Source organism: Clostridium sp. ATCC BAA-442 (genome assembly GCF_964239415.1).
Classification (GTDB): Bacteria; Bacillota; Clostridia; order Oscillospirales; family Oscillospiraceae; genus Flavonifractor; species Flavonifractor plautii.
The window spans coordinates 1-24,541 of record NZ_CAXSQB010000007.1 but is presented as its reverse complement, the minus strand read 5'-3'; the positions used below and the strand labels follow the sequence as shown (position 1 = coordinate 24,541).

General features: G+C 62.2%; 24 protein-coding genes. 13 read left to right on the top strand and 11 right to left on the bottom strand.

What is annotated here, in order from left to right; translation table 11 throughout:
- Together ACESY8_RS04720 and ACESY8_RS04715 are read right to left on the bottom strand one after the other, a co-directional pair.
- Entirely contained in the window at positions 1-1,764 is a 1,764-nt protein-coding gene (locus ACESY8_RS04720) for an aryl-sulfate sulfotransferase (protein ID WP_054338303.1), read from the bottom strand.
- 160 nt (positions 1,765-1,924) lie between these two features.
- Positions 1,925-2,689 (bottom strand): XRE family transcriptional regulator, encoded by a 765-nt coding sequence (locus tag ACESY8_RS04715; protein WP_009256948.1) that lies wholly within the window; start codon positions 2,687-2,689, stop codon positions 1,925-1,927.
- Between the two features lie 264 nt (positions 2,690-2,953).
- Here ACESY8_RS04715 and ACESY8_RS04710 point away from each other — a divergent pair, with 264 nt between their 5' ends.
- The 4 genes from ACESY8_RS04710 to ACESY8_RS04695 all read left to right on the top strand — a co-directional run bounded on the left by ACESY8_RS04710 (position 2,954) and on the right by ACESY8_RS04695 (position 7,043).
- Positions 2,954-3,160 carry a DUF6514 family protein gene (locus ACESY8_RS04710; RefSeq protein ID WP_007495596.1) on the top strand — a complete coding sequence of 69 codons (207 nt, stop codon included), beginning with the start codon at positions 2,954-2,956 and terminating at the stop codon, positions 3,158-3,160.
- Positions 3,161-3,302: 142 nt separating this feature from the next.
- A complete protein-coding gene (locus tag ACESY8_RS04705; protein ID WP_054338304.1) occupies positions 3,303-4,433 on the top strand; it encodes an SLC13 family permease in 1,131 nt (376 codons plus the stop codon).
- A gap of 116 nt (positions 4,434-4,549) precedes the next feature.
- Complete coding sequence (locus tag ACESY8_RS04700; protein ID WP_055180146.1) at positions 4,550-6,391, top strand: TIGR03960 family B12-binding radical SAM protein; 1,842 nt, start codon at positions 4,550-4,552, stop codon at positions 6,389-6,391.
- Positions 6,378-7,043 (top strand): TIGR03936 family radical SAM-associated protein, encoded by a 666-nt coding sequence (locus ACESY8_RS04695; RefSeq protein ID WP_138306960.1) that lies wholly within the window; start codon positions 6,378-6,380, stop codon positions 7,041-7,043. The genes ACESY8_RS04700 and ACESY8_RS04695 overlap by 14 nt, the downstream gene beginning before the upstream one ends.
- Before the next feature lie 52 nt (positions 7,044-7,095).
- On the opposite strand, the gene ACESY8_RS04690 is transcribed toward ACESY8_RS04695, so the two are convergent.
- The 7 genes from ACESY8_RS04690 to ACESY8_RS04660 all read right to left on the bottom strand — a co-directional run bounded on the left by ACESY8_RS04690 (position 7,096) and on the right by ACESY8_RS04660 (position 12,705).
- Positions 7,096-8,283: an MFS transporter gene (locus ACESY8_RS04690; RefSeq protein ID WP_021632525.1), complete on the bottom strand. Its 1,188-nt coding sequence runs from the start codon at positions 8,281-8,283 to the stop codon at positions 7,096-7,098.
- Positions 8,284-8,286: 3 nt separating this feature from the next.
- Positions 8,287-9,042 carry a DUF2087 domain-containing protein gene (locus tag ACESY8_RS04685; protein ID WP_434307669.1) on the bottom strand — a complete coding sequence of 252 codons (756 nt, stop codon included), beginning with the start codon at positions 9,040-9,042 and terminating at the stop codon, positions 8,287-8,289.
- Positions 9,043-9,161: 119 nt separating this feature from the next.
- Complete coding sequence (locus tag ACESY8_RS04680; RefSeq protein ID WP_024724148.1) at positions 9,162-9,749, bottom strand: HdeD family acid-resistance protein; 588 nt, start codon at positions 9,747-9,749, stop codon at positions 9,162-9,164.
- A 76-nt stretch (positions 9,750-9,825) separates the two neighbouring features.
- Entirely contained in the window at positions 9,826-10,299 is a 474-nt protein-coding gene (locus ACESY8_RS04675) for a YbaK/EbsC family protein (RefSeq protein ID WP_054338305.1), read from the bottom strand.
- A 1-nt stretch (position 10,300) separates the two neighbouring features.
- Positions 10,301-10,696: a thioesterase family protein gene (locus ACESY8_RS04670; RefSeq protein WP_024724146.1), complete on the bottom strand. Its 396-nt coding sequence runs from the start codon at positions 10,694-10,696 to the stop codon at positions 10,301-10,303.
- Between the two features lie 78 nt (positions 10,697-10,774).
- Positions 10,775-12,031, bottom strand: coding sequence for a sensor histidine kinase (locus tag ACESY8_RS04665; RefSeq protein ID WP_054338306.1), 1,257 nt, complete (start codon positions 12,029-12,031; stop codon positions 10,775-10,777).
- Positions 12,028-12,705, bottom strand: a complete 678-nt coding sequence (locus ACESY8_RS04660) for a response regulator transcription factor (protein WP_007495566.1) — start codon at positions 12,703-12,705, stop codon at positions 12,028-12,030. Before ACESY8_RS04660 ends, ACESY8_RS04665 begins: the two co-directional genes overlap by 4 nt.
- A 195-nt stretch (positions 12,706-12,900) precedes the next feature.
- On the opposite strand from ACESY8_RS04660, the gene ACESY8_RS04655 reads away from it, so the two are divergent.
- The 4 genes from ACESY8_RS04655 to ACESY8_RS04640 are packed head-to-tail and all read left to right on the top strand — an operon-like array spanning position 12,901 to position 18,692.
- Positions 12,901-14,718: an efflux RND transporter periplasmic adaptor subunit gene (locus ACESY8_RS04655; protein WP_055180137.1), complete on the top strand. Its 1,818-nt coding sequence runs from the start codon at positions 12,901-12,903 to the stop codon at positions 14,716-14,718.
- Positions 14,719-14,733: 15 nt separating this feature from the next.
- Positions 14,734-15,465: an ABC transporter ATP-binding protein gene (locus tag ACESY8_RS04650; RefSeq protein ID WP_054338308.1), complete on the top strand. Its 732-nt coding sequence runs from the start codon at positions 14,734-14,736 to the stop codon at positions 15,463-15,465.
- Positions 15,462-16,643 (top strand): ABC transporter permease, encoded by a 1,182-nt coding sequence (locus ACESY8_RS04645; protein ID WP_054338309.1) that lies wholly within the window; start codon positions 15,462-15,464, stop codon positions 16,641-16,643. Before ACESY8_RS04650 ends, ACESY8_RS04645 begins: the two co-directional genes overlap by 4 nt.
- Before the next feature lie 18 nt (positions 16,644-16,661).
- Complete coding sequence (locus ACESY8_RS04640; protein ID WP_434307667.1) at positions 16,662-18,692, top strand: S-layer homology domain-containing protein; 2,031 nt, start codon at positions 16,662-16,664, stop codon at positions 18,690-18,692.
- Positions 18,693-18,761: 69 nt separating this feature from the next.
- Here the strand turns inward: ACESY8_RS04640 and ACESY8_RS04635 are convergent, their stop codons facing one another.
- Positions 18,762-19,238 (bottom strand): superoxide dismutase family protein, encoded by a 477-nt coding sequence (locus tag ACESY8_RS04635; RefSeq protein ID WP_009256933.1) that lies wholly within the window; start codon positions 19,236-19,238, stop codon positions 18,762-18,764.
- A gap of 99 nt (positions 19,239-19,337) precedes the next feature.
- Positions 19,338-19,526: a 50S ribosomal protein L28 gene (gene rpmB, locus ACESY8_RS04630; protein WP_007495551.1), complete on the bottom strand. Its 189-nt coding sequence runs from the start codon at positions 19,524-19,526 to the stop codon at positions 19,338-19,340.
- A 179-nt stretch (positions 19,527-19,705) separates the two neighbouring features.
- Between rpmB and hprK the strand changes: the two genes are divergently transcribed.
- The 5 genes from hprK to tsf all read left to right on the top strand — a co-directional run bounded on the left by hprK (position 19,706) and on the right by tsf (position 24,413).
- Positions 19,706-20,662 carry an HPr(Ser) kinase/phosphatase gene (hprK, locus tag ACESY8_RS04625; RefSeq protein WP_007495549.1) on the top strand — a complete coding sequence of 319 codons (957 nt, stop codon included), beginning with the start codon at positions 19,706-19,708 and terminating at the stop codon, positions 20,660-20,662.
- Between the two features lie 128 nt (positions 20,663-20,790).
- Positions 20,791-21,291 (top strand): RNA polymerase sigma factor, encoded by a 501-nt coding sequence (locus ACESY8_RS04620; RefSeq protein WP_024724138.1) that lies wholly within the window; start codon positions 20,791-20,793, stop codon positions 21,289-21,291.
- The gene (locus ACESY8_RS04615) at positions 21,272-22,465 is read left to right on the top strand and encodes a DUF4179 domain-containing protein (RefSeq protein WP_054338310.1); all 1,194 of its coding nucleotides are present in this window, start codon (positions 21,272-21,274) and stop codon (positions 22,463-22,465) included. The genes ACESY8_RS04620 and ACESY8_RS04615 overlap by 20 nt, the downstream gene beginning before the upstream one ends.
- Before the next feature lie 213 nt (positions 22,466-22,678).
- Complete coding sequence (gene rpsB / locus ACESY8_RS04610) at positions 22,679-23,407, top strand: 30S ribosomal protein S2 (protein WP_009256930.1); 729 nt, start codon at positions 22,679-22,681, stop codon at positions 23,405-23,407.
- A 91-nt stretch (positions 23,408-23,498) separates the two neighbouring features.
- On the top strand, positions 23,499-24,413 hold the full coding sequence (gene tsf, locus ACESY8_RS04605) for a translation elongation factor Ts (protein ID WP_054338311.1): 915 nt from the start codon (positions 23,499-23,501) through the stop codon (positions 24,411-24,413).
- Positions 24,414-24,541: the final 128 nt, after the last annotated feature.

Sequence of the window (24,541 nt, the reverse complement as noted above, 5' to 3'; positions counted from 1 at the left end):
TTATGACGCCTCCCGGAACCAAAAGCCCTCAAAGTCACCCTTCATGACACGGTAGCCATTCATCATACAGTCGTAGGAGAAGGCGCGGATCAGGTTGCCTTCGCTGTCATACTCGCCAAATTCATGGGCCACACCGCTGTTGACCACATAATTGCCGTCAAAGGACTGGGCGTTTGAAACGATGCTGGAATAGGTGACGGGAAACTGCTTGGCCAGAGAGAAGGTTTTGGCGTTGGAGTCCACCAGATAATAGGTCACATAGGAGTGGATTCCAGACCCACCTGTGAGGCTGGTTCCAACACTGTCGGGCAGCTCAGGCTCGTAGTCGTCCCGGGTGCTCAGACTCCAATAGTTGTTGTCGTACATGCGCAGAAGGTATTGTCCCTCCGGCAGGCTGTCATCCTCAACCAGCTCCACGTCATGCTGGCCGTACTGGGGGACAAAATCCCCTTGGGGCTGATAGGAGAGCGACTCATACTCCGTCCCCGCCCAGAAGGCGGGATCGCCGATCAGGGCGGTGAGGGTTGGTGTGCTGTGGACGCCGGATACCTGCACAATGGTGGAGGTCTCCCGGGAGCTGACCAGGATGCTGTCGTCCGCCTGCCTGTATTGAACGGAGTTGAGGTGGAGCCAGTCGTCCTCGCCGGCCTGCCAGAAGGAGGAGCCGGTGAGGGGAACGGGATGGGTCATGGTGCCGTAATAGCCGTCCATCAGCGTGGAGAAATCCACGAGCTCGGTAACAGCGCCGGTTTCGGGGTCCAACTCGACAACCACATCCATCACGGTGTCTTGTTCCGTGTCGTTGACCAGGGCCAGAATGGTGCCGTCCGGCCCCCAGTTGATGTCGTGGTGCAGCTCATACTGGCCCAGGTCATAGATGCGGATAGCCTGACCAATGGGGGTCAGCAACGCGATTTTTCGGCTGCTGACGCAGGTGTAGAGTCCCATGTCGGTGTAGAGGAAACGGTCGGAGTGGAAGCCCTCCAGTACCATCTCATAGCGCAGCACGCCGGAGTTATCAAAGAAGAAGGTGTAGCCGTAATAATCGCCCAGTCCGGTGGCGTAGAAGAGGCCGTCGCTCAGTGCGGCGGCGCTGTCCCCGTCGGTGTATGTAAGCCGGCTGTCATAGCCGGAGCTGGAGGGGGGCATCTCAATGGTGAAGGTGGCGCGCTCCTGTACCTTGCCCCACTCGCCTATGGCCTCCAGTGTCACCTCCTGGGTCTCGCCCGGGACGAGACCCACCAGCAGGAAGCAGTGCTTCCTGCTGAACTGCTTGTCCCCCAAGCCCTGCGCTGTGGCGGTATAGTCAGGCAGTTCTGCGCTGGTGGTGTGGATGGTATAGCGGATTTCGCTTTTCCGGTCCGTCTGGAAGGCGAGGAGGAGCCCGTTGCTCCCGGTTCCAAAAGGATTAAGGAGGGCCAGCGGCGCGTCGATGGCGGCGTTCCCCTGTTGCTGTACCAGTTCCATCAGCTCCTGCCCCAGCCGGTGCTGAACCGACTCGTCGTAGTAGGTGAAGCCGTCCTCCTCATACTCATCCGGCACCATCCGGGAGACGGGAATGCTGGCCTCGCAGGGGGCGGAGTAGAGGGAAACGCCCCGCTCCTCACTGGTATACATACGCTCTCCCAACTGGATGTTCCAATCGTCCCGGCTGCTCATCTCAGAGTCCATCAGCACATGGACGATGATTTCAAAAATGGCAAAGCCGCAGAGCAGAACGGCCAAGGTGATCAGCAGGCGTTTGATCCACTTTTTCTTATTCATCGCACGACATCCCCTTATGTAAAGTCCATAGCTTCCTCCTTCCATATAGTAGCCGACGCAGCGAAAGTGTCAAGAGTTAAAATGTAAATTTTGAGAGACGGGCTCAGAAAATGGGCGTAAACAGAACGGGTCCACAGCCCGAATTGGGCTGTGGACCCGGCTATTCCCACCGGCATCCGTGTGCGATGCCAGTGATAGTACCAATACACTTCAGAGAGTCGTTCTCATGGATGATAATGTCTTTGAAGTTCAGATTAGGGGCGACCAGTTTGGTGATGCCCCGTTTATAGTACAGGCGGCGAATGAACGCCTCCTGATTGAGAAGAAACAGGCCATATTCCTGGCGGGAGGCATGCTCCCTTTTGCAGAGCAGAATGGTTCCGGCGGAGTAGAGCGGCTCCATACTGCCGTTGGTGAGCAGAACGGCAAAGTCTGCCTCACGGGCGGCGGCATCTGTCTCGGGGATCAGTACAGGCCGCAGAAAAAAGGAGTCACCCAATGGGTTGGAGTCCCCGGGAGGAGCGGTTACATAGCAAAAGGTCCGCTTGACCGGCAGATTTCCTGCCAACCGGCCAGGCGGCATATTGAGAAGTTCGGTCATGGTATCCACCGCCCGCTTGCTGTGAGGCTCCAGATCCCGGTATTTCATGAGAAATTGAATTTCCTCTGAGGAGAGCAGTAAAATCCCATCGTCCGTGGAGGTGCTGACATGGTATTCAATCGGAAGCTCGTCATCTAAAAGGTAGTGTATGGGAATGCGCAGGACCTGAGTGATCTTGTCCACAGGCCCGACGGCTGGATTTTTGGTTTGACCGGAAAAGATTTTGTTCAGAGTCCCCAGCGGAACGCCTGACTGCTGTGCGATCTCCTCCGTGGTCAAGTGGCGCAGCTTCTTGATGTAGGCCAGTTTTTCGGTCATGGACATGGAACACCCCTCCTGTACGAACATGAGTTAACCGGATGTGGTAAAAAAATCCGGTGAACCAGTCAAAATAACCGGATTGTATTGACATTCCTCTCGAAATACATAATATAGGGATTAGCACGGAAGGAAATACAAGATAGGGGGATGGTCGAAAAACACTGACCTTGAAAGGGGCAACGGTTAGTATACCACGGCAAAGGAGAGAACCTGGTCGAATTCAGTCGTTTATCACCGAAAAGTATTAGGAATGAGGAGAGAGCTTACATGAGAAACAACCACAAGACGTATTGTGTATTCCTGGATGTGGCCTCCCACCCGCAGATGTACGGAATTCGGGGGACGAATGGCATTTGCGTGGGACGGATATCCACGGACTTCCAGGAGGTAAACCGGCTGGCCGAATGCTGCAACAGCGCGGGATTGTCACCGGTACATCTGGCCGACGTGGTGGAGGACTTCCGGCACTCGTGAAAGAGCGGGGCGGCGGGCCGCTTTGCTCTTGACCACAGAGCGGGAAGCGAGTAAACTAATGTATGGCATTCGGCTGTCGAACATGAGAGAAAGGCCACCCGCCGGGGTGGCTTTTTCTTTGCACTTGGAAGGGGATGAATGGATGGTTCAGGAGAAGAAGGGGAGGTGGCTGGCCCTGCTGCGGAAGGAGCCGGTACTCTGTATCGCGGCGGTTTGCGCGGCCGCTTCCACGCTTCTCAATCCGCCCTCGCCGGCCTATCTGAACTATATTGACTGGCGGGTACTCACCCTTCTGTTCTGCCTGATGGCGGTGGTGGCGGGACTGCAGGAGTGCGGTGTTTTTGCAGTGCTGGCCCAGCGGTTGCTGGCGGGGGAGCGGCGGATGCGCCTGGTCAGCCTTGCCCTAGTGCTGCTGCCTTTCTTTGTGTCCATGGTGGTGACCAACGATGTGGCGCTCATCACCTTTGTTCCATTTGCGGTTCTGGTGCTGGGGCTGATCGGACGGACGGAATACCTGGCCCCCCTTGTGGTGCTCCAGACCATGGCCGCCAACCTTGGGAGCATGGCTACCCCGGTGGGTAATCCGCAGAATCTCTATCTTTATGCCGACTACGAATTGACGGCGGAACAGTTTTTTGGGACCATGCTTCCGCTGACCCTGGTCAGCCTGGCTGTGCTGACGGCCGCATCCCTCCTGTGTGTCCGGGATGAGGGAATTCAGGTCCGGTTTCAGGAACAGGCGGAGCTTCGAAGGCCGGGCCGTCTGGGGCTGATGGCAGGCCTGTTTGTGCTCTGCCTGCTGTCGGTATTCCGGGTGCTGCCCTATCCGGCGCTGTTGGCCGTGGTGGCGGGCGGTCTGCTGCTCTTTGACCGGGGATTGTTTCGCAGGGTGGACTATGGCCTGCTTGCTACCTTTTTCTGCTTCTTCCTGTTTGCCGGAAACATCGGGGCCTGCGGCCCGGTACATGCCGCCCTGGCCTCCTTGATGGAAGGCCACACGGCGCTGACCACCGGCCTGACCAGCCAGATCATCAGCAACGTTCCGGCAGCAGTGCTCCTGTCCGGATTTACAGCGGACTGGCGCGGCCTTCTGGTGGGCTCCAACCTGGGCGGGTTGGGGACCCCCATTGCCTCGCTGGCCAGCCTCATCTCGCTTAAGGTCTACCTGCGTACGCCGGGGGCCAGGCCGGGGCGCTATCTGCTGCTGTTCACTGCGGCCAACGGGGCTGCATTGGTTCTCCTGTGCCTATGCGCTGCCCTTCTGGCCGGGTAGACGGAAAGATGGAATGCAATTCCTTTTGAATGGGGGTTGCAAGGCGGGAAAAGACATAGTATAATACAATTTACTGCATTTTCTATTGATTTCGAGATACATGGAGAGGGTTCGGCATGAATCGTACTTTGGAACACATCCTCCCACGGGTTCAGAAGCCCGCCCGGTATACGGGAGGGGAGTATAACGCAGTGGTCAAGGACCGGCGCGCGGTGGATGTGCGCTACGCGCTCTGCTTCCCGGACACCTATGAGATCGGCATGTCCAATCTGGGCGTGCGTATCCTTTACGGGCTAATGAACGAGATGGATGGGGTGTGGTGTGAGCGCGTGTTTGCCCCCTGGGGCGACATGGAGGAGGAGATGCGCCGGGAGGGGATTCCCCTGTACGGCCTGGAGAGCGGCGATTCCATCGCCGATTTCGACCTGATCGGCTTCTCCCTGGGCTATGAGATGGCCTATACCAATGTGCTCAACATGCTGGATCTGGCTGGCCTTCCCCTGCGCAGCGGGGAGCGGACAGAGCTGTCTCCCATCGTGGTGGCGGGGGGAACCTGCGCCTTTAATCCAGAGCCCCTGGCCCCCTTTGTGGATCTGTTCGTCCTGGGGGAAGGGGAGGACGTGAGTGTGGAGATTATCCAGCTCTACCGCCAGGCCCGGGAGGAGGGCTGGGGTAAGGAGGAGTTCCTCACCGCCGCGGCCCGGATTCCTGGCGTCTATGTGCCCTCTCTTTACGAGGTGAGCTATCACGGCGACGGCACGGTGGCCGCCGTCACCCCGCTGGAGGGGGCTCCGGCCAGGGTGACCAAGCGCATCGTCCAGGACTTTGACAAGAGCTATTTCCCGGTTAAGACCATTGTACCCTCCACCGAGATCGTCCACGACCGGGTGATGCTGGAGGTGTTCCGCGGCTGCATCCGGGGCTGCCGCTTCTGTCAGGCGGGCTACGCCTACCGGCCGGTGCGCCCCCGCAATCCCCAGCGGCTGGTCCAGCAGGGCATCGAGGCGTGCCGGGACTCCGGCTACCAGGAGATGACCCTCTCCAGCCTGTCCACCAGCGACTACCGGGCATTGGAGGGGCTGTGCGACGGCCTGCTGGAGTGGTGTGAGCCCAACAAGGTCTCCCTGTCCCTGCCCTCCCTGCGGGCGGACAACTTCTCCCTGGGCCTGATGGAGCGGGTGCAGCATGTGCGCAAGTCGGGGCTGACCTTTGCCCCGGAGGCGGGCACCCAGCGCCTGCGGGACGCCATCAACAAGAATGTGACGGAGGAGGAGATCCTCCGCTCCTGCCGCACCGCCTTCTCCGGCGGGTGGAGCAGCGTGAAGCTCTATTTCATGCTGGGCCTGCCCACCGAGACCGACGAGGATGTGCTGGGCATCGCCGAGCTGGCCGAGAAGGTATACAAGGCGTGGAAGGAGTGCACCCCCAACCCCAAGCGGGGGGTGACCATCACCGTGTCCACCGCCTGCTTTGTACCCAAGCCCCACACCGCCTTCCAGTGGGAGGCCCAGGTGAGCATGGAGGAGTACCGGCGGCGGGTCAAGCTACTGCGGGACAACATGCGGGGTCGTTCCATCCGCTACAACTGGCACGATCCGGACACCAGTTTCCTGGAGGCAGTGTTCTCACGGGGGGACCGCCGGGTGGCCGACGTGATTGAGGAGGCCTGGCGCCAGGGCGCCAAGTTCGACGCCTGGAGCGAGTATTTTGACTTTGACCGCTGGATGGCGGCCTTTGACGCCTGCGGCCTGGACCCCGCCTTCTATGCCAACCGGGTGCGGGAAAAGGACGAGGTGCTGCCCTGGTCGGTCACCTCCACCGGCGTGACCACGCCCTTCCTGTGGCGGGAGCGGGAGCGGGCCTATCAGGCGGTGATCACCCCCGACTGCCGGGTACAGTGTACCGGCTGCGGGGCGGACAAGCTCTATCCGGGAGGGAAATGCGATGCCGAAGCATAGATTAGCGTTCAGCAAGGCGGACACCGCCAAGTTTATCTCCCATCTGGATCTGATGCGCACCTTCCAGCGCTCCTTCCTCCGGGCGGGGATCGCCATCAAGCACACCGAGGGCTTCAATCCCCACGCCTTTGTCTCCATCCCTCTGCCCCTGTCGGTGGGCTTCTCCAGCGGGTGCGAGGTACTGGAGTGCCAGGTGCTGGACACACCGCTGGATCAGGTGCCGGCGAAGATGAACGCCGCCCTGCCCGCGGGCATCACCGTCCAGCGCTGCTATGAGGCGGTGCGGCCGGTGAAGGAGCTGTGCTACGTCAACTATATCGTCACCCTGGAGTATGAGGCGGGGGCCCCCTTCGGCGCGGAGAGCGCCATCCGGGATTTGCTGGCCCGGGACTCCCTGGTGATGACCAAAAGGAGCAAGAAGGCCAAGAGCGGCTTTACCGAGGTGGACCTCATTCCCCTGATCGCCAGGGCCACCGTGGAGGAGCGGCGGGACACCATCGCCCTGGACCTGGTGCTCCGGGCCCAGAATCCCGGCCTCAACCCGGAGCTGGTGGTGGCGGCCATCCGGGAGCACTGCCCCGACGCCGCCCCCGACTTCGTCATCTTCCACCGCCGCGCGGTGCTGGACGGCCAGTTTCAGACCTGGGAATAAGAGACAACGAACAAAGCCCGCGGGATATAAAATCCTGCGGGCTTTGTTCGCTTCAGGCCGGAAGCCTTACCAGAAGTACCAGAACAATGACACAGAGATTGTTGCAGGCATAGGCCGCGCCTGGACCCAGCCAGTCGGCCAGGACTCCGGTATAGGAGATGCCCAGGGGGATCAGTATCCCGGAGAAGAAGGCGAGCAGGGCAAAGAACCGCCCCTGCTGTTCCAGCGGTACCCGGGTTTGGAAATAGGAGATCAGCGGGACGTTGATGCAGGCGGTGAGCCAGCCGATCAAAAGCTGGAAGGTGAAGAAGAGGACAAAGTAAAGCTTTGGAACGGAACGCAGAAGGGGCGCGGCCAGACCAAGGGCGGCCATCAGGGCGCTGTTGACCAGAAACAGGGCGCGCAGGTGTTCCAGGGGGCGGAGGTGGGCCGCCCGGATCAGGAACAGGCTGGCCAGCAGGGTTCCGGCGGTGGAGGCGGAGACCGCCAGGCCGTATCGGGACTCTGGAAACTGGTACAGCTCCACCAGAATGCCGGGGAAGATGATCTCCTCGCTGTTGGCTACAAAAAAGTTGAGGGCCATCACCAGAAGAAAGAGGGAGAACAATTCCCGCCGGCCCAGCAGATATCGAATACCGGCCCGCAGGCGGGGCGGTTCCGCCTGCTGGATGGGGCGCGGCGCGTAGGGAATGAAGCACTCCTGGAGGGCGGAGAGGCCGTAGGCCAGCGCGCACAGCAGGAGGATGGCCCGGAATCCACACAGTCCAAACAAAAGCGCGCCCGCCGCAGGGGCCAGTACCGCCGCGCCGTGATCCAGCAGGCTTTTGATTCCATTGAGGGAGGAGAGGCGCTCCGGTGGACACAGCTCCGAAAAGAGAACCTTGGATGCAATTTCGAACAAATGGGACAGCAGGTGAAAAAGCATGGTGCCCGCAAGGAGGAAGGGGAGCGGGGGGCCGGGGAAAAGCAGGAGAAGGGCACAGAGCGCGCTGGCACCAAAATCACAGAGGATCAGCAATCCTTTCCGGTGGGCGCGCTCCACAAGCGGCCCCAGGAAGGGAACGGCCAGCAGGGGCGGAAGGCTGGTCAGGGTGAAGAAAAGGCCGGACGCCCCCAGACTCCCGGTGCGCTCGAGCACATAGAGGGGCAGGGCGACCAGATAAAAGGAGGAGCCGAACCGGGAAACCGTTCGTCCGGCCAGCAGGAGGGCGGCGGCCCGGCCGCCGACAGCCCGGCCCACCGCCTACTCCTTGCGCCAGTAGGCGGAGCCGGAGGCGGTGCGCTCCAGAAAGCCGTATTCGATCAACAGGCGGCGGAGGTAGGGAAAGTCCTCATAGATCCGGCCCAGCAGCCGGTTGACCTCCTTCTCCGTATACTGTCGGCCGGGCGTGAACTGCTCAGCGATGGCGCTGAGTACGACCAACTTGCGCTTCTCACGGGCAGGCCACTGGCGCAGGGCGCCGGCCTCGTCGAAACAGGCGGCCAGGATGGCCTGCCGCTCCTCCTCAGTAACGGCGTAGCGCGCATCAACCATGGACGCAGTGGGATGGGGGTGGCAAAAGCCGGTATCCACCGGGCTGGAGATGCGGCTGGTGCGCAGTAGCTCCATCAGGGCCAAAAAGAGTCGGGCCTGCCGCTCCTTTTCCCGGAGCTTGAAGCGGTGATTGCGCACGGTGGAGGGGGAAACCCCCTTCTGCGCAGCGATTTCCTTATCCGTGCAGCCCTCTGCGAGCATGCGGAGCAGCTCCAACTGAACCTCGGATAGCCCCAGCAGACCGGGGTTCCGGTGGAGCAGATGCTCCAGCACGGAGCCATGGGCCTCCCGGAGATGGAGGGCTGCCATGGCCTCGGCATCATAGAAGCGGCCCCCGCGGGGAAAGACCTCCCCCTGGGGGAAGGCGGCTCCGCAGAGGAGGCAGCGGTACTGTCCATCCCGCAGGGCGATACCCCGTACCAACTCCTGCTGGGAGGACGACCATAATAATTCCTGTTGTTCCATGACAACAACCACCCAACAAACATTTTATTATAGTGTCTATTATTATATAAATGTTAAAGTGAAATGTCAATATAAAAAGCAACTCCCGGGCGTTCGCCCGGGAGTTGCTTTTTATTGGTTTATTCAAAATCGATCTGGTCGACATCCACCGGGTGGTGCTTGCGGTACTCCTTGGTCCACTGGCTTACCCGGAAGATAGTCCATAGGTCGGACAGCCCCTCATAGATGAGCACCGCACCGATGAGCATGACCAGGGCCTCCGCGGCCAGGAAGGGCTGAAAGACGATCACCAGCCCCAACACCGCCGATACGGCGGAAAGCACCAGGGGCACGGTCCAGCGGAGATAGAGCATCCGGCGCAGCTCTAGCGCCCGTTTGAGGTTGACCAGGCCGTCCACCACGATGAACAGGCCCAGGATCACGGGCAGGACGGAGGCCACGATGACCGGGCGGAGCAGGAACAGCAGGCCCAGGGCCGCAGCGACGATACCGAGGAAGAGCTCGAACACGAAGCTGCCCTGCCGGCTGTCCCGAAGGAAAAAGCTGACGATGGTCACCACGCCGTAAATAAGCAGGATGCCGCCGAAGGCATAACAAAACACGGTGGCGCTGACGCCGGGCCAGATCAGCAGGATTAGGCCGAGGATGATGTAGAGCACCGCGGCCAGAAGAAAGCTAAGCTTCATATTATGAAAAAATTCCCGCATAAGAAAACCCCCTTTATGCTCTAGTATACCCCCGGCGGGCGGAAAAGTCATTGGACAGAAGGGCGGGAGTGTCCAATCAGCTCCAGTTTTTACATACATCAATCCATCCGGAGCTGTTGGACAGGATGTCCAGCTCTCCGCAACTGAGCCGGACGGCGGAGGCGGCGTTGCCTGCGGCGGGGTAGACCGTGTCAAACCGGCGGAGGGACACGTCCAGGTAGGCGGTCACAGCGGGGTTATCGATGCCGAAGGGGCACACGCCGCCCACGGCGTGGCCGGTGAAGTCCAGCACCTGCTCCGGGGTGAGCATGGTGGCCTTGGTGTGGAACTGGGCCTTGAACTTGGTGTTGTCAATCTTGGCGTCCCCGGCGCAGACGATGAGCACGCAGCCCCCGTCTACCGCAAAGGAGAGGGTCTTGGCGATGCGGGCGGGTTCGCACCCCACCGCCTGGGCCGCCAGCTCTACCGTGGCGCTGGATACGCTGAATTCCTGAATCCGGTCTTCATAGCCTCTGGCCCGCAGGTAGGCCCGGCCCGTCTCAATGGACATATCAATTCCCCTTCTTTTTCCCCTGGGCCTTGGCCAGGAACTTGTCGTTCTGGATGATAAAGCGCTCGTGGGTGCCCTTGCCGATGGGGCCGGCCTCGTCGTAGGCGGTGACGGCAAAGGTGAGCTTGCGGCCGTCCACGGCGGTGACCTCCGCCTCGGCCCATACCTGCATCCCTACGGGGGTGGCGGAGTCGTGGCTCACGTCCAGCCGGGTGCCCACGGTGCCCTGCCCCTCCTCCAGGGAGGCCTGGGTGGCGTCGACGGCGGCGTTCTCCATCAGGGCGATCATCTGGGGAGTAGCGAACACGGGCAGCAGGCCGCTGCCCACGGCGGCGGCGGTGTTCTGATCGTTGACCACGCACGCGGCGCGGCCCTTGCTTCCTACAGTAACGGACATGAATTGGTTTCTCCTTTCCAACTTCTTCTGGAACAGGCCCATTTTACAACAGCCGCGCCGTTCTGACAAGCAAAACCGTCACCGGCGGGGGAGCAGGGCGGTGAAGGTGGTGCCGGCCGCGGCGGTGCTGGTGACGGTGAGCCGCCCGTGGTGGCCCTCCACGATGCTCCTGGCAATGGCCAGCCCCAGGCCGTAGCCGCCCCCGCTCCGGTTCCGGGCGGCGTCCGCCCGGTAGAAACGCTCGAAGAGGTGGGGCAGGTGCTCCGGCGGGATGGGCTCGCCGGTGTTGTGTACCGCCAGCCGCAGCCGCTCCTGGTGCCGCTCCAGGGTGAGGGTGACGGTGCCGCCCGGCCCGGCGTACTTCACGGCGTTGTCCAGGAGGATCATCACCAGCCGGCGGAGTTGCCCATCGTCTCCGCGCAGGGACAGGCCGGGGGTGATCCGGTGCTCCAGCGCCACGCCCGCCTCAAAGGCCACCGACTCGAAGGGGAGCAGACAGCCCAGCGCCACCTCGCTCATGGCCGTCTCCGCCCGGGCGGCCGGCTGGCGGGCGGCATCCGACTTGGCCAGAAAGAGCAGATCGTCCACCAGCTCCTTCATCTGCTCCGCCTCGTCGTGGGTGTACTCCAGCCATTTGGACTGGGCGGCCACCGTGTCTTCGGGATGGGAGAGGACGAGGCCGGTATTGGCCAGAATGACGGTGAGGGGGGTTTTCAGCTCGTGGGAGGCGTCGGCCACAAACTGGCGCTGCTGCTGCCACGCCCGTTCCGCCGGGCGCAGGGCCACGGAGGAGAGGACAAGGCTCACGAAAAAGAGACCCACCATGGCCAGAGCCCACACCAGCAGGGACAGCAGGGACAAATTGCGCAGGGAGGCAGTCTCCCAGCCCAGATCGGCAAAGGCGATGCGGAGCTCGCCGTCGGGCCTGCGCTCCACCAGAAAGCGCAGGCGAAGCTCCCTGAGCACGCCCTGACTGGCGCCGGAGGACTGGGCCTGCTCCACCGCCTCGGCGGCGGTCTCCTCCGAAACGTCCACCTGGCCGCCGTCGTTGAGGCCGGTAATGGCCCCGTCCTTCACGGTGACCACAAAAACCGGGATCAGGGAGAAGCGGTGCGCCCCGTCCGGCTCGCGCTCCTCCGGCGGCGGGCCGCCGATTTCAAAGCGGGGCGGCCCCTCCCCCTCCTGCCAGGACAGGGCCAGCCGGAGGGCGGCATCGCTCTGCCCCGCCAGGCGACGGACGTTCGCCCCCACAAAGAGGATGAACACCACCGCCAGCACCAGGCCCACCAGCAGCAGGTTGATCAGGATGAATTTCCGCCGCAGCCGCTTGATCATACCGCAGGCACCTCCAGGTGATAGCCCACCTTGCGCACGGTGCCGATGCTCACCCGGGAACCCAGATAGGCCAGCTTTTTCCGCAGAAAGGAGATGTAGACCTCCACGTTGTTGTCCTCCGCCTCCGACTCCAGGCCCCATACCTTGGAGATGATGTCCTCCTTGGGAATGACGGCCCGGGGGGCGGCCAGCAGCAGGCGGAGCACGTCGAACTCCTTGAAGCCCAGCCGGACGGATTTTTCCCCGCAGCGCAGGCTGCGGGTGGGGGTGTCCAGCACCAGATCCCCGGCGGCGAGCTGCTCGCCGATCACCTCGCCCTGCCGCCGGGTGAGCGCCCGCACCCGGGCCAGCAGCTCCCCGATGTCGAAGGGCTTGGTCATATAGTCGTCCGCGCCGTGATCCAGCCCCGCGATCTTGTCCGGGATCTCATCCCGGGCGGTGAGCATCAGAATGGGGGTGGAGACGTGGGCGCAGCGCAGGCGGCGGGCCACCTCAAAGCCGTCCACCTTGGGAAGCATCACATCGAGCACGATGGCGTCGTACTGCCCGGTGAGGGCGTAGTCCAGCCCATCCGCCCCGTCAAACACCACGTCGGCCTGATAGCGCTGCTCCGCCATGATCTGGCCCAGCGCCTCGGCCAGGCGGCGCTCGTCCTCTACAATCAAGATGCGCATACCTTCTGTCCTTTCCTGCGTTTTTCTCCATTATAAAGGAGAGAACTGAAATCTGTCTGAAATATATGATAGGCGGGGCGGCGAACAAAAGGATTTACAGAGTGTTAACAATCTCACGCGGCCCTTTTCAGAGTAATTTCAGTTTCTCCCCCTATACTGGCCTCCGAAACCGGAACAGAAGGGGAGGACGATTGCATGCAGTTGATGGCACTGCGGAAGAAAGCGGAGGGGAGTGCGCCGCCCGAGCGGAAGCCCGGCCGGCGGCTGACGGTGAGGCGCGGGGCGGCGCTGCTGCTGGTTCTGGCCCTGGCGGCCGGTGCCGCCCTCGGGGGAAAGGCCCTGTTTTTCAGCGGGGAGGAGCAGACGCCCCTGACGGAGCAGACCACCTATGGCAGCCTGTCCACAACGCTCTCCGGCACCGGAACCACCATGCCGGCGGACAGCGTTACGTACACCACCGCCTCGGAGGCGGAGATCACCGGCGTATATGTCTCCGCCGGCGACACGGTGGAGGTGGGTGATCTGCTCTACACCCAGGACGATTCAGAGCTGGACGACCAGATTGAGGAGTATCAGGATCAGATCACCGAGCAGGAAAACCAGCTGGACGATTACCAGGAACAGCTCGCCCAGCTCCAGGAGGAGATCGCCGCCCTCACTGTGACAGCCCCCTTTGCCGGCCGGATCACCGATGTGGCCGTGGACGTGGGGGACAATGTGGCCGCCGGAACCAAGCTGGCCACCCTTGTGGACGACAGCCAGATGTGCCTGACCCAGTATTTCAGCTACGCCTATGAGGATCAGGTCTACGTGGGCATGAAGGCCGGGGTGTCCGTGGCCAGCCTCATGCTCAACCAGGAGGGGACCGTCACCGACATTCAGATGGTGGACCGGGTGACGGCGGAGGGCACCCACTGCTTTGCCGTCACCGTCACCCTGGACAATCCGGGCGCCTTCACCGAGGGAATGACGGGCGCCGGCTATCTGGTGGCGGACTCGGGCGAAAAGCTCTATCCGTCGGTGGAGGGGGAGCTGGAGTACCGCCGCAGCCAGGATCTCACCGCCGAGGTGGGCGGCGAGGTGACCGGCATCGGGGCGGTGGACTATGAGCAGGTGAGCGCCGGGGCCGTCCTCGTCCAGCTCGACGGGGCCGACTACCAGAAGCAGGTGGAGTCGGTGAACAAGCAGATCACCCAGACTCAGGAAAAGATTGTCCAGCTCCAGGAGAAGATCGCGGAGGCGGAGGAAAAGCGCTCCGACTATGCGGTGACCGCCGAGCTGGCGGGGAAGATCATCATGGTCAATGTCCGGGAAGGGGAGAGCCCCCGGGAGGCGGGGCAGACCGCAGTGGTGCTCTACAACCTGGACTCCATGACCATCACCGCCAACATTGACGAGCTGGACATCGACGGCATTGCCATGGGTATGGAGGTGGACATTACCCAGTCGGGGGCGGAGAGCGACACCCATTACACCGGCACCGTCACGGAGATCAGCTATGAGGCCACCAACTCCAACGGCGTGGCCTATTTCCCCATCACCATCACCATTCCCAGCGGGGGCGCCCTCTCCGCCGGCGTCAACGTCTCCTATTCCATCACTGTGGGCGACGAGTCCGAGGGGGTGCTGGCCCCCATCGCGGCCCTCAAGAGCACCAGCCAGGGAACCTGCCTTTTCGTCAAGGCGGACGCGGCGCCGGACAACGCGGTGGAGCTGGAGGACGGCGTGGTGCCCGACGGGTTCTATGCCGTGCCGGTGGAAACCGGGGTGTCCAACAGCCAGTATGTGCGCATCCTCTCCGGCGTGGAGGAGGGGGTGGAGGTGTTCACCCGCTATCAGCAGACGGCCCCGAGCGGCGGGGATACCACCAGCCAGGGCCAGAGTGAGGAGCAATCCGGCTTCCCGGGCGGCGGGGAAATGCCGGACTTCAGCGGCGGAGAGATGCCGGATTTCGGCGGCGGAATGCCTGGCGGCATGGGCGGCGGGATGCCCGGCGGCGGCCCCATGGGCTGAGAAGGGGGATTCTGTATGAGCCTGATTCAATTGAAGGACGTCTATAAAATTTACGCCGAGGGGCAGGAAAACCAGGTCAACGCGCTGGATGGGGTCACGCTGAGCATAGACCAGGGGGAGTTTGTGGCCATCATCGGCACCTCCGGCTCCGGCAAGTCCACGATGATGAACATTCTGGGCTGCCTGGACGTGCCCACCCGGGGGGAGTATCTCCTGGACGGCACCCCGATCCGGGAGCGCACCCAGAGGGAGCTGTCCCAGATCCGCTCCCGGCAGATTGCGTTCATTTTCCAGGGCTATAACCTCATCCCGTCCCTGAACGTCTGGCAGAATGTGGCGCTGCCCATGCTCTACCAGCGGGTCCCGCTGGCGGAGCGGCGGGCGCGGGCCATGGAGGCGCTGGAAAAGGTGGAGATCGCCGCCAAGGCGGACAACCGGCCGGCCCAGCTCTCCGGCGGCCAGCAGCAGCGGGTGGCCATCGCCCGGGCCATCGCCGCCCGCTCGCCCATCCTCATGGCCGACGAGCCCACCGGGGCGCTGGACTCCAGAACCGGCGAACAGGTACTGGGCCTCATGCGTCAGATGAACGCCGAGGGAACCACCGTGATCCTGATCACCCACGACAACGGCATCGCCGCCCAGGCCGACCGCACCGTGCGGGTGAAGGATGGGAGAATCGTCCACGACAGCCTGTGGGACGGCGTGCTGGTGGACTGGAGCGCCCCGCCGGCGCGGGTGGCGCCATGAACGCGCTGCGCATGGCCCTGGACTCCATCCGGGAGAAAAAGGGGCGCTCCTTCCTCACGATGCTGGGCATCATCATCGGCGTGACCGCCGTGCTGGTGCTGGTGGCGCTGGTGTCCGGCTACAACGCGGACATCACCGCCTACTATGAGAAGCTGGGCGTCAACAAGGTCAACGTCACGGTGAACTGGTACGACGCCAGCCGGTCTGTGGATGTGATGGACGCCCTCTATGACTATGGGAATGGAGAGCTGGGCGATATGGTGCTGGGGGTGAGCCCCGATCTGTCCACAAGCCTGCCCATGAAATACCGCACCACCACGCTGGACAGCGGGACGCTCTACCTGGGCAGCGACCAGTTCTCCGTCTGCGGGAACTACACCCTGAAGGAGGGGCGGGACATCAGCGCCTTTGACGTCGACCGGCGCAGCCGGGTGTGCGTGCTCGGCTCCTACGTGGCGGACAGCCTGTTTCAATATGCGGATCCCATCGGGGAGACCGTCTACTTCGGCGGTGAGCCCTTCACCGTGGTGGGGATCTACTACCAGAAGGACGGGGGCGAGGAGGGCTCCATGGACGACATGGCGGTGATTCCCTACTCCCTGGACCGGGCCATACTGGGCACCGCCCAGCTCACCCGCTTTGCCGTCAAGGTGGATCAGTCCGACCATATGGACGCGGTGATGGCGAAGCTGGAGCGTTTCCTGGGGGAGACCATCGACACGAGCGTGGGGGAGTATGAGCTGGAGAACGGCAACTCCGCCATGAGCGAGAGCACGGAGGAGATGACCTCCATGAGCGTGGTACTGGGCGGCATCGCGGGCATCGCCCTGCTGGTGGGCGGAATCGGTATCATGAACATCATGCTGGTCACCGTCACGGAGCGGACCCGGGAAATCGGCATCAAGAAGTCCATCGGCGCGCCCCGGCGGGAGATCGTGGGGCAATTCCTGGTGGAGGCCGCTATCCTGAGTGCTCTGGGCGGCCTCATCGGCATCGCCCTGGGCTACCTGCTGTCGCTCATTTTGGGAAAGGCCATGTATGATCTGATCCTGTATCCCGACGCGCTGGTGACGGCGGGCGCCTTCGCCTTCTCTGTCGCCATCGGAATCGTGTTCGGCATCTACCCGGCGGCCAAGGCGTCCGGTTTGCAGCCTGTGGACGCCCTGCGCGCCGACTAATCGAGAGGAGAAACACAGATGAAACAACGTATTCTGGCGCTGCTGCTGGCGGCGGGGCTGTGCCTGGGGCTGATCACGGCGGCGCCCGCCCTGGCCTTTTCGGATGTGAGCGGAGAAGAGCTGTCCGAGGCGGTGGAGGTACTCTCCGGCCTGGGTATTGTCTCCGGGTACTCCGACGGGAGCTACCACCCGGACGACGCGCTGACCCGCGCCCAGTTCTGCAAGCTGGCCATTCTGACGGAGGGACACGGGGATCAGGCGCAGGGAAGCGCCTACCGTACCCGGTTTTCCGACGTGCCGGGCGGCGGCTGGGCCGCCCCCTATATCAATCTGGCCTGTGAGGAGGGGCTGTTTGCCGGCTATGGCGACGGCCGCTTTGGCCCGGACGACCCGGTGACGGTGGGACAGGCGGTAACCGTGGTTCTCAGTTTGCTGGGCTATACGGCGGAGGAGATCGGCCCCTTCTGGCCGGAGGACTATCTGAATAAGGCCGGGGCACTGGGGCTTCTGGACGGCCTGCCCGCAGACGGCGGAGCCGGCCTGACCCGGGGAGACGCGGCCCTGCTGCTCTATCGCGTGCTGCGGCAGACAGACCGGGACGGACAGGATTACATCGACAACCTCTGCGCCTCCAAGGTAACCGGCGCGGTGCTGCTGGACAATAACGCCGAGGCGGCGGACGGCACCCTGGGCACGGTGGAGGTCTATGCCAATCAGACGATTAGCTGGTATGAGCCTGCGGAGGCGGTGCCGGATCGCCTGGTGGGGCGGAAAGGCGCGCTGCTGTTGGACGAGGCGGGAAAGGCGGTGGGCTTCCTGCCGGACGACTCGTCCCATCGCACCCTCCGCCCGGCGGAGGTGGCGGCGGACGGCATCACCGCCGCCGGAGGGGGAACGTATGCCATCTCCAGCAGAACCAGGGTGCTGCTGGACGGCGCGGTCAGCACCTACGGCGACTGCTGGTATGAGCTGGAGGGCCGGGAGCAGGTGACGCTGTATTATACGGACTCCGGGGCGCTCGATCTGGTCGTGGCCTCCGAGGCGGCGGCCTATGAGGGGGTCATGCTGACCGGCTATTATGAGAATGCCAGCCCCAACGCCGCATCGCCCGCCTCCATCACGCTGCTGGGCGTGGAGCTGGAGGTGGCGGACGGGGCGGCGGCCGGGCTGTCCGCCTTCGCGGTGGGCGACCGGATTACCGTCACCCTGAACGGGGCGGGAGAGGTGATCTCTGCCTGCGCCCCCTCGGAGAAGCGGGCGGAGCTCTACGGCGTGCTTCAGGAGGACGGGGTGGAGCTGACCTGCGGGCTGACTGCGGCGGGTGAGCTCAGCGTCCACGGCGCCGGTGTGGGTGAGCTGGTTCGGGTCAGCTCCACCGGGATCGGGGCCCTGTCGGCCTATCCGGTGTCCGGCGGGAGCCAGTATGCCCTGGATCCGTCGGACGGCACCCTGGGGAGCCTTCCGCTGTCGGAGGATGTGAAGCTCTACGAGCGGGCCGGCTCCAGCGTGGTGGCGGAAATTGCCCTGGAGGATATTCTGACGGATACCGTACCCGCCTCCCAAATCGACTTTTACGCCACAGACGAAAACGGGAAGGTCTGCCTCCTCCTGCTGGACGATGTGACCGGGAACGCATTTACCTACGGTCTGCTGACCGCCGGGGAGCAGACTGGGGGCAGCGGCAGCATGACCTATACCAACCGAACCGTCTCCGTGGAGAACAGCAGCGGAGCCAGCCAGGCATATATCACGGGAAAGACGGTCAGGAGCGGAACCATGGGTGGCATCGCGGTGTCGTCCGAGGGAAAGGCCGTGGAGGTTGTGAGCCTGAAGAAGGCCGATGTGAGCCGGGCTGATTTTGACGGAGAGGAGGCCGTGGTGGTGGAAGGCCTTCGGGTGCCCGTCAGCGACGGGGTAGAGGTTTACAACCAAGAAACCGGGCGCTGGACGACCCTCTCGGCCGCCAAATCCTACGGAGCGGAGCTGACCGTGTACTACAGCGGCGCACTGGGCGGGGACGCCGTGGTGCGGGTGGTGACCGTGGGATAGCAAAACAAGATACAATAGATAATAGAGAGCAGAAAGCCGGGCCCGCATGACAAGCCATGCGGGCCCGGCTCAGGCCACAGGGGAGATGACGCCGCAGGCAATGCGGCCCCCGGCGGCGCCGGTGGGCTGACTGCGGTAGTCATCGGGCAGAGCGTGGAGTACCACCGACCGGCCCAGCACCTGCCCGGGCTGAAACCGGCCGGTATACACGAGGGAGAGCGCCCGGCCGCCGCTGGAGAGCAGGACGGGGAGATCTCCCGCGTGGTTCGGGTGCTCGCGGCCTTCCGGATCGTAGTGGGGACCGGCGCAGTGAAAGGCCACGTCGCCCCCGGTGCAGCAGTCGCCGAGCGCGTGAATGTGGCAGGCATAAAAGCCGTCCCCGGGCAGCCCCAGGGCGCGTATCAGCAATAGGGTTCCGTCCTGGTAGGGATAAAACAGCGCCTCGCCCCGTAGGCCGGGGTGGGCGTTGCTGCCACAGAGCAGTGCACGGGCGGCAGGGCGGCCATCCAGCAGGACCCGGGGCAGGCGGCACAGAGCATCAGCCATGGAATACGCCTCCATTCTGTCCCCATGCTATGTGGGGACAGGCGCAATCGTTCCAAAGAAAAAAGGGACCAGCCAAAGGCTGGTCCCTTTTTTACAAACTTACACAGCGCGGGTGACCTTACCCGAACGGAGGCATCTGGTGCACACATAAACGTGCTTGGGCGTGCCGTTGACAATCGCCTTGACGCGCTTCACATTGGGCTTCCAAGGACGGTTGGAGCGGCGGTGAGAGTGGGACACCCGGATGCCGAACACAACGCCCTTATCGCAAAATTCACATTTGGCCATTCGCTTATACCTCCTCGCTCGTCAGGATAGCTTGATAAAGCATCGAATGATATAATAACAGAGCTTTTCGAAAATTGCAAGCATTTTTTTCAAAAAATCCCTTTCTTCCAAAGTGTGTTGCAAAGGAGCAGGGGAGAATGGTATACTATAACTAATAATACCGCAAGGGGGCAGCGCCAATGGAGAGCCTTTACAGCGTAAAGCTGGGAAAACTGATTCAGGAATTTCGCCTGGAGGTCCTGAGGGGCGGGGCGGGGTACGAGGATGTGTCGATCCGGACGGAGGACGTGAACCGGCCGGGCCTGCAGCTCACCGGATTTTTCGACTACTTTGACGCCAAGCGGCTCCAGGTGATCGGCCGCGTTGAGACCACCTATCTGGAGGGGCTGACCTCCGAGGAGCGGCGGGAGAGCTTCGAACTGCTGCTCTCCCAGGACATTCCGGCCCTGATTATTTCCCGGGAGATTGAGCCCTTCCCCGAGTGTATGGAGATGGCCGAGAAGTACGACCGAACCATCCTCCGCAGCCCGGACACCACCAGCGTGCTCATGAGCAACATCATTGCGGCGCTGAAGTCCTATCTGGCTCCCCGCATCACCCGCCACGGCGTGCTGGTGGAGGTGTACGGCGAGGGCGTGCTGCTGCTGGGCGAGTCCGGCGTGGGCAAGAGCGAGACCGCCATTGAGCTGGTCAAGCGCGGCCACCGGCTGATCGCGGACGACGCAGTGGAGATCAAGCGCAACGTCACCGACCGGCTGGTGGGCACTGCGCCGGAGCTGATCCGCCACTATATCGAGCTGCGGGGCATCGGCGTCATCGACGTGTGCCGCCTGTTCGGTATGAGCGCCGTCAAGGACGAGGCCGAGATCGATATGGTCATCAACCTGGAGCAGTGGAAGGACGGGGCCATGTACGACCGCCTGGGCCTGGAGAACCTCTACACCACGATTCTGGACGTGCAGGTGCCCTCTCTCACCGTGCCGGTGCGGCCTGGCCGAAATCTGGCGGTGATCATCGAGGTGGCGGCCATGAATAACCGCCACAAGAAGATGGGGTACAACGCCGCCGTGGAGTTTACCAAGCAGATCAACCAGCACTTCGACCAGGCCATGAGTGCGCAGTTGAATGATAATTAAAAAAGAGATACGTTCCGCCGCCCCGGTGAAAACCGGGGCATTTTTTCTGCTGGAGGGTGTCACGTTTGGGAGCCGTGAGGTGTATATCAGGTGAACGCGTTCCAAACGGAGAAAAAGGAGGGAGATTCATGGCGGAGCATGCGGAGGAGGCGCTGGCTGCCCGGCTGGTGGAGACCTACTCCGACCGGCTCTTGAGGCTGGCCTATTCCATCCTGAATTCTGTGCCCGACGCCCAGGACGTATGCCAGGAGGTGCTGCTTAAGCGGCTGGAATATCCAGGTGCCTTTGAAAATGAGAAGCACGAACAGGCCTGGATGGTGCGGGTGACGGTCAACGCCTGCAAAAACGTCCGCCGGAGTCCCTGGCGCACCCGCACTGTGGGCCTGGATGCCGTGGCCGAGCCTGCGGCGTTTCAGCCGGAGGAGGGCGGCGTGCTGGAAGAGGTGCAGCGTCTGCCTGCCAAGTACCGGGAGGTGCTGGTGCTCTACTACTATTTAGGATATGATACCAACGAGATAGGGGAGATCCTGGGCCTGCGAGCCGATGCGGTGCGGACCCGGATGAGCCGGGCCCGGATGAAATTAAAGCATGTATTGGAGGGATTGGGCTATGGCAGGCTATCGGGATGAGTTGGAGCGGCTGAACTTCTCGGCGGAGGAAAAGGAGGCGCTGACCTGCCGCCTGCTGGAGCGGAGGAGCGGGCAGGAAGAGAAGCGCCCACGCTTCCCCTATCGCGGGTTGGTGGCCATCGTAGCCGCCGCTTCACTCCTGACAGGAGCGGTGGGGGCCGTCTCACTTGCCGGGGTGTCCCCAGCCTTCCGGGAGCTGTTCGGCATCACCAGCGAGGAACAGGCAAAAAACCTGGGGATTGTACAGATGAACCAGGTGTTCGAGGACAAGAACGGCTCCGGGGCCACCGTCACCGTGAAGGAGGCGGCGGCGGATCAGGAACAGTTCTATATCCTGGTGGAGTTTGCCGCGCCGGAGGGGACGGTACTGCCCGAGCCCGACCAGGTGGAGGAGGGCTTCAACCGCGCCGTCCTCTGGGGCGGGCCGGACGGCAGGGGAATCGGCTTCGGAGCCTATAGGGACGAGAGCTGCACCAGCTTTATCGGCTCCAGCGAGGCGGGGTATGCAATAGACTATGTGGAGGACAGCGACCCCACAGACAACAAAATGGAGTTTATCATTCGTGGGCATATAGATCCGATGCCGAAGGATGCCGCATACTGTCTGTTTTCCGGGATCCAGTCCCTGTGTATGCAGTATCAGGGGGAATGGGTCACCATGCTGGATGGTATGGACATCGATCTGATCGTCCCCCTGGTTGGCATGGGTACCCATTACGACTTCCAGGGCCGGTGCGGTGTGAATCTGAACGGCGTGACTCTGGCGGTGGCAGAGAACCTGACCATCTCGCCTATCAGCGTCAGCATGGATCTGGTGATCCCGGACGGGGCGGCCTATGACGCGGCCTTCGGTCAGGATGGCCCTTGGCAGATGTACGTCCTGATGTCAGACGGAAGCAAGATTCAAACCCGGTTTGAGAAGGTGGGAGGGGTTCAGGACGTATTTCACGATGATGCAGGACGAACCTTTTTCCGGGCGGATCATGTCCGTTTCGAACTGGAGTCCCCCATCGATGTGGCGGAAATACAGAATCTGGTCTTTACAGGGGATAACAGCCGAATCTACGAAGGGGAGAACCGGACCGGCACTCTAATCCACTTTGATTTCGGCCCTCGGCATTTTCAAAATGAAACCTACTGGAACGAGGTCAACTATTACTGGAAGAAGGACTGAGTATACACTTTATGAAGGGGCCCGGAGCTATCCGGGCCCTTTTTTGCGCGGGAATGAAAAAAACCTTGCAAAACGGGGAACGATGTGATATTATACCAAAGCATGTGATTACGCACACCCGCGGACGATGGGCCAGGTGCTTTCCAAATGGGAGGTTGGCCGGCTTCGGATGAACCGGGTGGAGGAATCAACAAATAAAGGAGGAATTTTACCATGGCAGTCGTATCTATGAAGCAGCTTCTCGAGGCGGGCGTCCACTTCGGTCACCAGACCCGCCGCTGGAACCCCAAGATGGCCACCTATATCTACACCGAGCGCAACGGCATCTATATCATCGACCTGCAGAAGACCGTGAAGAAGCTGGAGGAGGCCTACAGCTTCGTCCGCTCCCTGGGCGAGTCCGGCCAGACCCTGCTGTTCGTCGGCACCAAGAAGCAGGCCCAGGAGGCCATCAAGGAAGAGGCCGAGCGCGTCGGCATGTACTATGTCAACGCCCGCTGGCTGGGCGGCATGCTCACCAACTTCAAGACCATGCGCGGCCGCGTGGAGCGTCTGAACCAGCTCAAGAAGATGCAGGAGGACGGCACCTTTGACATGCTGCCCAAGAAGGAAGTCATGAAGCACCTGGGTGAGATCGCTAAGCTGGAGAAGTATCTGGGCGGCGTGGTCGAGATGAAGAAGCTCCCCGGCGCGCTGTTCGTGGTTGACCCCCGCAAGGAGCGCAATGCCATCAATGAGGCCCGCAAGCTGCACATCCCCATCGTGGCCATCGTGGACACCAACTGCGATCCCGACGAGATCGACTATGTTATCCCCGGCAACGACGACGCCATCCGCGCCATCAAGCTGATCTCCGGTGTGATGGCCAACGCCATCCAGGAGGGCAAGCAGGGCCAGGACGCCGCCGAGGCTTCCGCTGAGAAGGAAGCGGCCGCCGAGTAATTCCGGCCCCAAACCGTGATGTTGAGAGCGCCCGCCCCCCCCGGGGGGGGGGGGCGCTCCTTTTGATATTTGAGATGGAGGTAATGTGATCATGGCAATCACTGCAAAAGACGTACAGACCCTGCGCGAGATGACCGGCGTGGGTATGATGGACTGCAAGAAGGCCCTCACTGAGGCCGAGGGCAACATGGACAAGGCCGTTGAGATCCTCCGCGAGAAGGGCCTGGCCGCCTCTCAGAAGAAGGCGGGCCGCATTGCCGCCGAGGGCATGGCCTATGCCACCGTGGTGAACGGCGTCGGCGTGGTGGTCGAGGTCAATGCAGAGACCGACTTCGTGGGCAAGAACGAGAAGTTCGTGGACTTCGTTAAGGGCGTGGCCGCCGTTGTAGCCGCCAACAAGCCCGCCAACCTGGATGCCCTGATGGCCCTTTCCTACGGCAACGGCCGCACCGTGCAGGAGGAGCAGCAGGAGATGGTGCTCGTCATCGGCGAGAACATCAAGGTCCGCCGCTTTGCTTTCTTTACCGATGGCATCTCCGTGCCCTATGTCCACGCCGGCGGCAAGATCGGCGTGCTGGTAAACCTGGAGACTGGCCTGACTGCCGAACAGGTGGAGACCGTGGGCAAGGACGTGGCCATGCAGATCGCCGCCCTGAACCCCCGCTTTTGGGACAAGAGCCAGGTTGACCAGGCCACCCTGGATGAGGAGAAAAAGATCCTCCTGGTGCAGATGGAGAACGATCCTAAGATGGCTTCCAAGCCCGAGAAGGTCAAGGAGGGCATCGTCGCCGGTAAGCTGGGCAAGTTCTACAAGGAGAACTGCCTGCTGCAGCAGGAGTTCGTGAAGGATAACGCCATGACCGTGGAGCAGTATATCGCCTCCGTTGCCAAGACTCTGGGCGGCACCATTACCTTCAAGAACGCCGTCCGCTTTGAGAAGGGCGAGGGCATCGAGAAGAAGCAGGAGAACTTCGCCGAAGAGATCGCTAAGCAGCTGGGCAAGTAAACCACAGATTGTCTTTGAGCGCCGGACACTGAGTGTCCGGCGCTTTTCCATGCCTGCGCGTTCTCCTGCGCCCGCCTCCGGCGGCCCGCGCCGCATGGCGCGTACAAGCGTTTTGCCGGAGGCAAAAC

Excerpts from the sequence above, each read along its gene's own strand:
- ACESY8_RS04720 (WP_054338303.1), bottom strand. The coding sequence starts at position 1,764 with ATGAATAAGAAAAAGTGGATCAAACGCCTGCTGATCACCTTGGCCGTT.
- ACESY8_RS04715 (WP_009256948.1), bottom strand. The coding sequence starts at position 2,689 with ATGTCCATGACCGAAAAACTGGCCTACATCAAGAAGCTGCGCCACTTG.
- ACESY8_RS04710 (WP_007495596.1), top strand. The coding sequence starts at position 2,954 with ATGAGAAACAACCACAAGACGTATTGTGTATTCCTGGATGTGGCCTCC.
- ACESY8_RS04705 (WP_054338304.1), top strand. The coding sequence starts at position 3,303 with ATGGTTCAGGAGAAGAAGGGGAGGTGGCTGGCCCTGCTGCGGAAGGAG.
- ACESY8_RS04700 (WP_055180146.1), top strand. The coding sequence starts at position 4,550 with ATGAATCGTACTTTGGAACACATCCTCCCACGGGTTCAGAAGCCCGCC.
- ACESY8_RS04695 (WP_138306960.1), top strand. The coding sequence starts at position 6,378 with ATGCCGAAGCATAGATTAGCGTTCAGCAAGGCGGACACCGCCAAGTTT.
- ACESY8_RS04685 (WP_434307669.1), bottom strand. The coding sequence starts at position 9,042 with ATGGAACAACAGGAATTATTATGGTCGTCCTCCCAGCAGGAGTTGGTA.
- ACESY8_RS04680 (WP_024724148.1), bottom strand. The coding sequence starts at position 9,749 with ATGCGGGAATTTTTTCATAATATGAAGCTTAGCTTTCTTCTGGCCGCG.
- ACESY8_RS04675 (WP_054338305.1), bottom strand. The coding sequence starts at position 10,299 with ATGTCCATTGAGACGGGCCGGGCCTACCTGCGGGCCAGAGGCTATGAA.
- ACESY8_RS04670 (WP_024724146.1), bottom strand. The coding sequence starts at position 10,696 with ATGTCCGTTACTGTAGGAAGCAAGGGCCGCGCCGCGTGCGTGGTCAAC.
- ACESY8_RS04665 (WP_054338306.1), bottom strand. The coding sequence starts at position 12,031 with ATGATCAAGCGGCTGCGGCGGAAATTCATCCTGATCAACCTGCTGCTG.
- ACESY8_RS04660 (WP_007495566.1), bottom strand. The coding sequence starts at position 12,705 with ATGCGCATCTTGATTGTAGAGGACGAGCGCCGCCTGGCCGAGGCGCTG.
- ACESY8_RS04655 (WP_055180137.1), top strand. The coding sequence starts at position 12,901 with ATGCAGTTGATGGCACTGCGGAAGAAAGCGGAGGGGAGTGCGCCGCCC.
- ACESY8_RS04650 (WP_054338308.1), top strand. The coding sequence starts at position 14,734 with ATGAGCCTGATTCAATTGAAGGACGTCTATAAAATTTACGCCGAGGGG.
- ACESY8_RS04645 (WP_054338309.1), top strand. The coding sequence starts at position 15,462 with ATGAACGCGCTGCGCATGGCCCTGGACTCCATCCGGGAGAAAAAGGGG.
- ACESY8_RS04640 (WP_434307667.1), top strand. The coding sequence starts at position 16,662 with ATGAAACAACGTATTCTGGCGCTGCTGCTGGCGGCGGGGCTGTGCCTG.
- ACESY8_RS04635 (WP_009256933.1), bottom strand. The coding sequence starts at position 19,238 with ATGGCTGATGCTCTGTGCCGCCTGCCCCGGGTCCTGCTGGATGGCCGC.
- rpmB (WP_007495551.1), bottom strand. The coding sequence starts at position 19,526 with ATGGCCAAATGTGAATTTTGCGATAAGGGCGTTGTGTTCGGCATCCGG.
- hprK (WP_007495549.1), top strand. The coding sequence starts at position 19,706 with ATGGAGAGCCTTTACAGCGTAAAGCTGGGAAAACTGATTCAGGAATTT.
- ACESY8_RS04620 (WP_024724138.1), top strand. The coding sequence starts at position 20,791 with ATGGCGGAGCATGCGGAGGAGGCGCTGGCTGCCCGGCTGGTGGAGACC.
- ACESY8_RS04615 (WP_054338310.1), top strand. The coding sequence starts at position 21,272 with ATGGCAGGCTATCGGGATGAGTTGGAGCGGCTGAACTTCTCGGCGGAG.
- rpsB (WP_009256930.1), top strand. The coding sequence starts at position 22,679 with ATGGCAGTCGTATCTATGAAGCAGCTTCTCGAGGCGGGCGTCCACTTC.
- tsf (WP_054338311.1), top strand. The coding sequence starts at position 23,499 with ATGGCAATCACTGCAAAAGACGTACAGACCCTGCGCGAGATGACCGGC.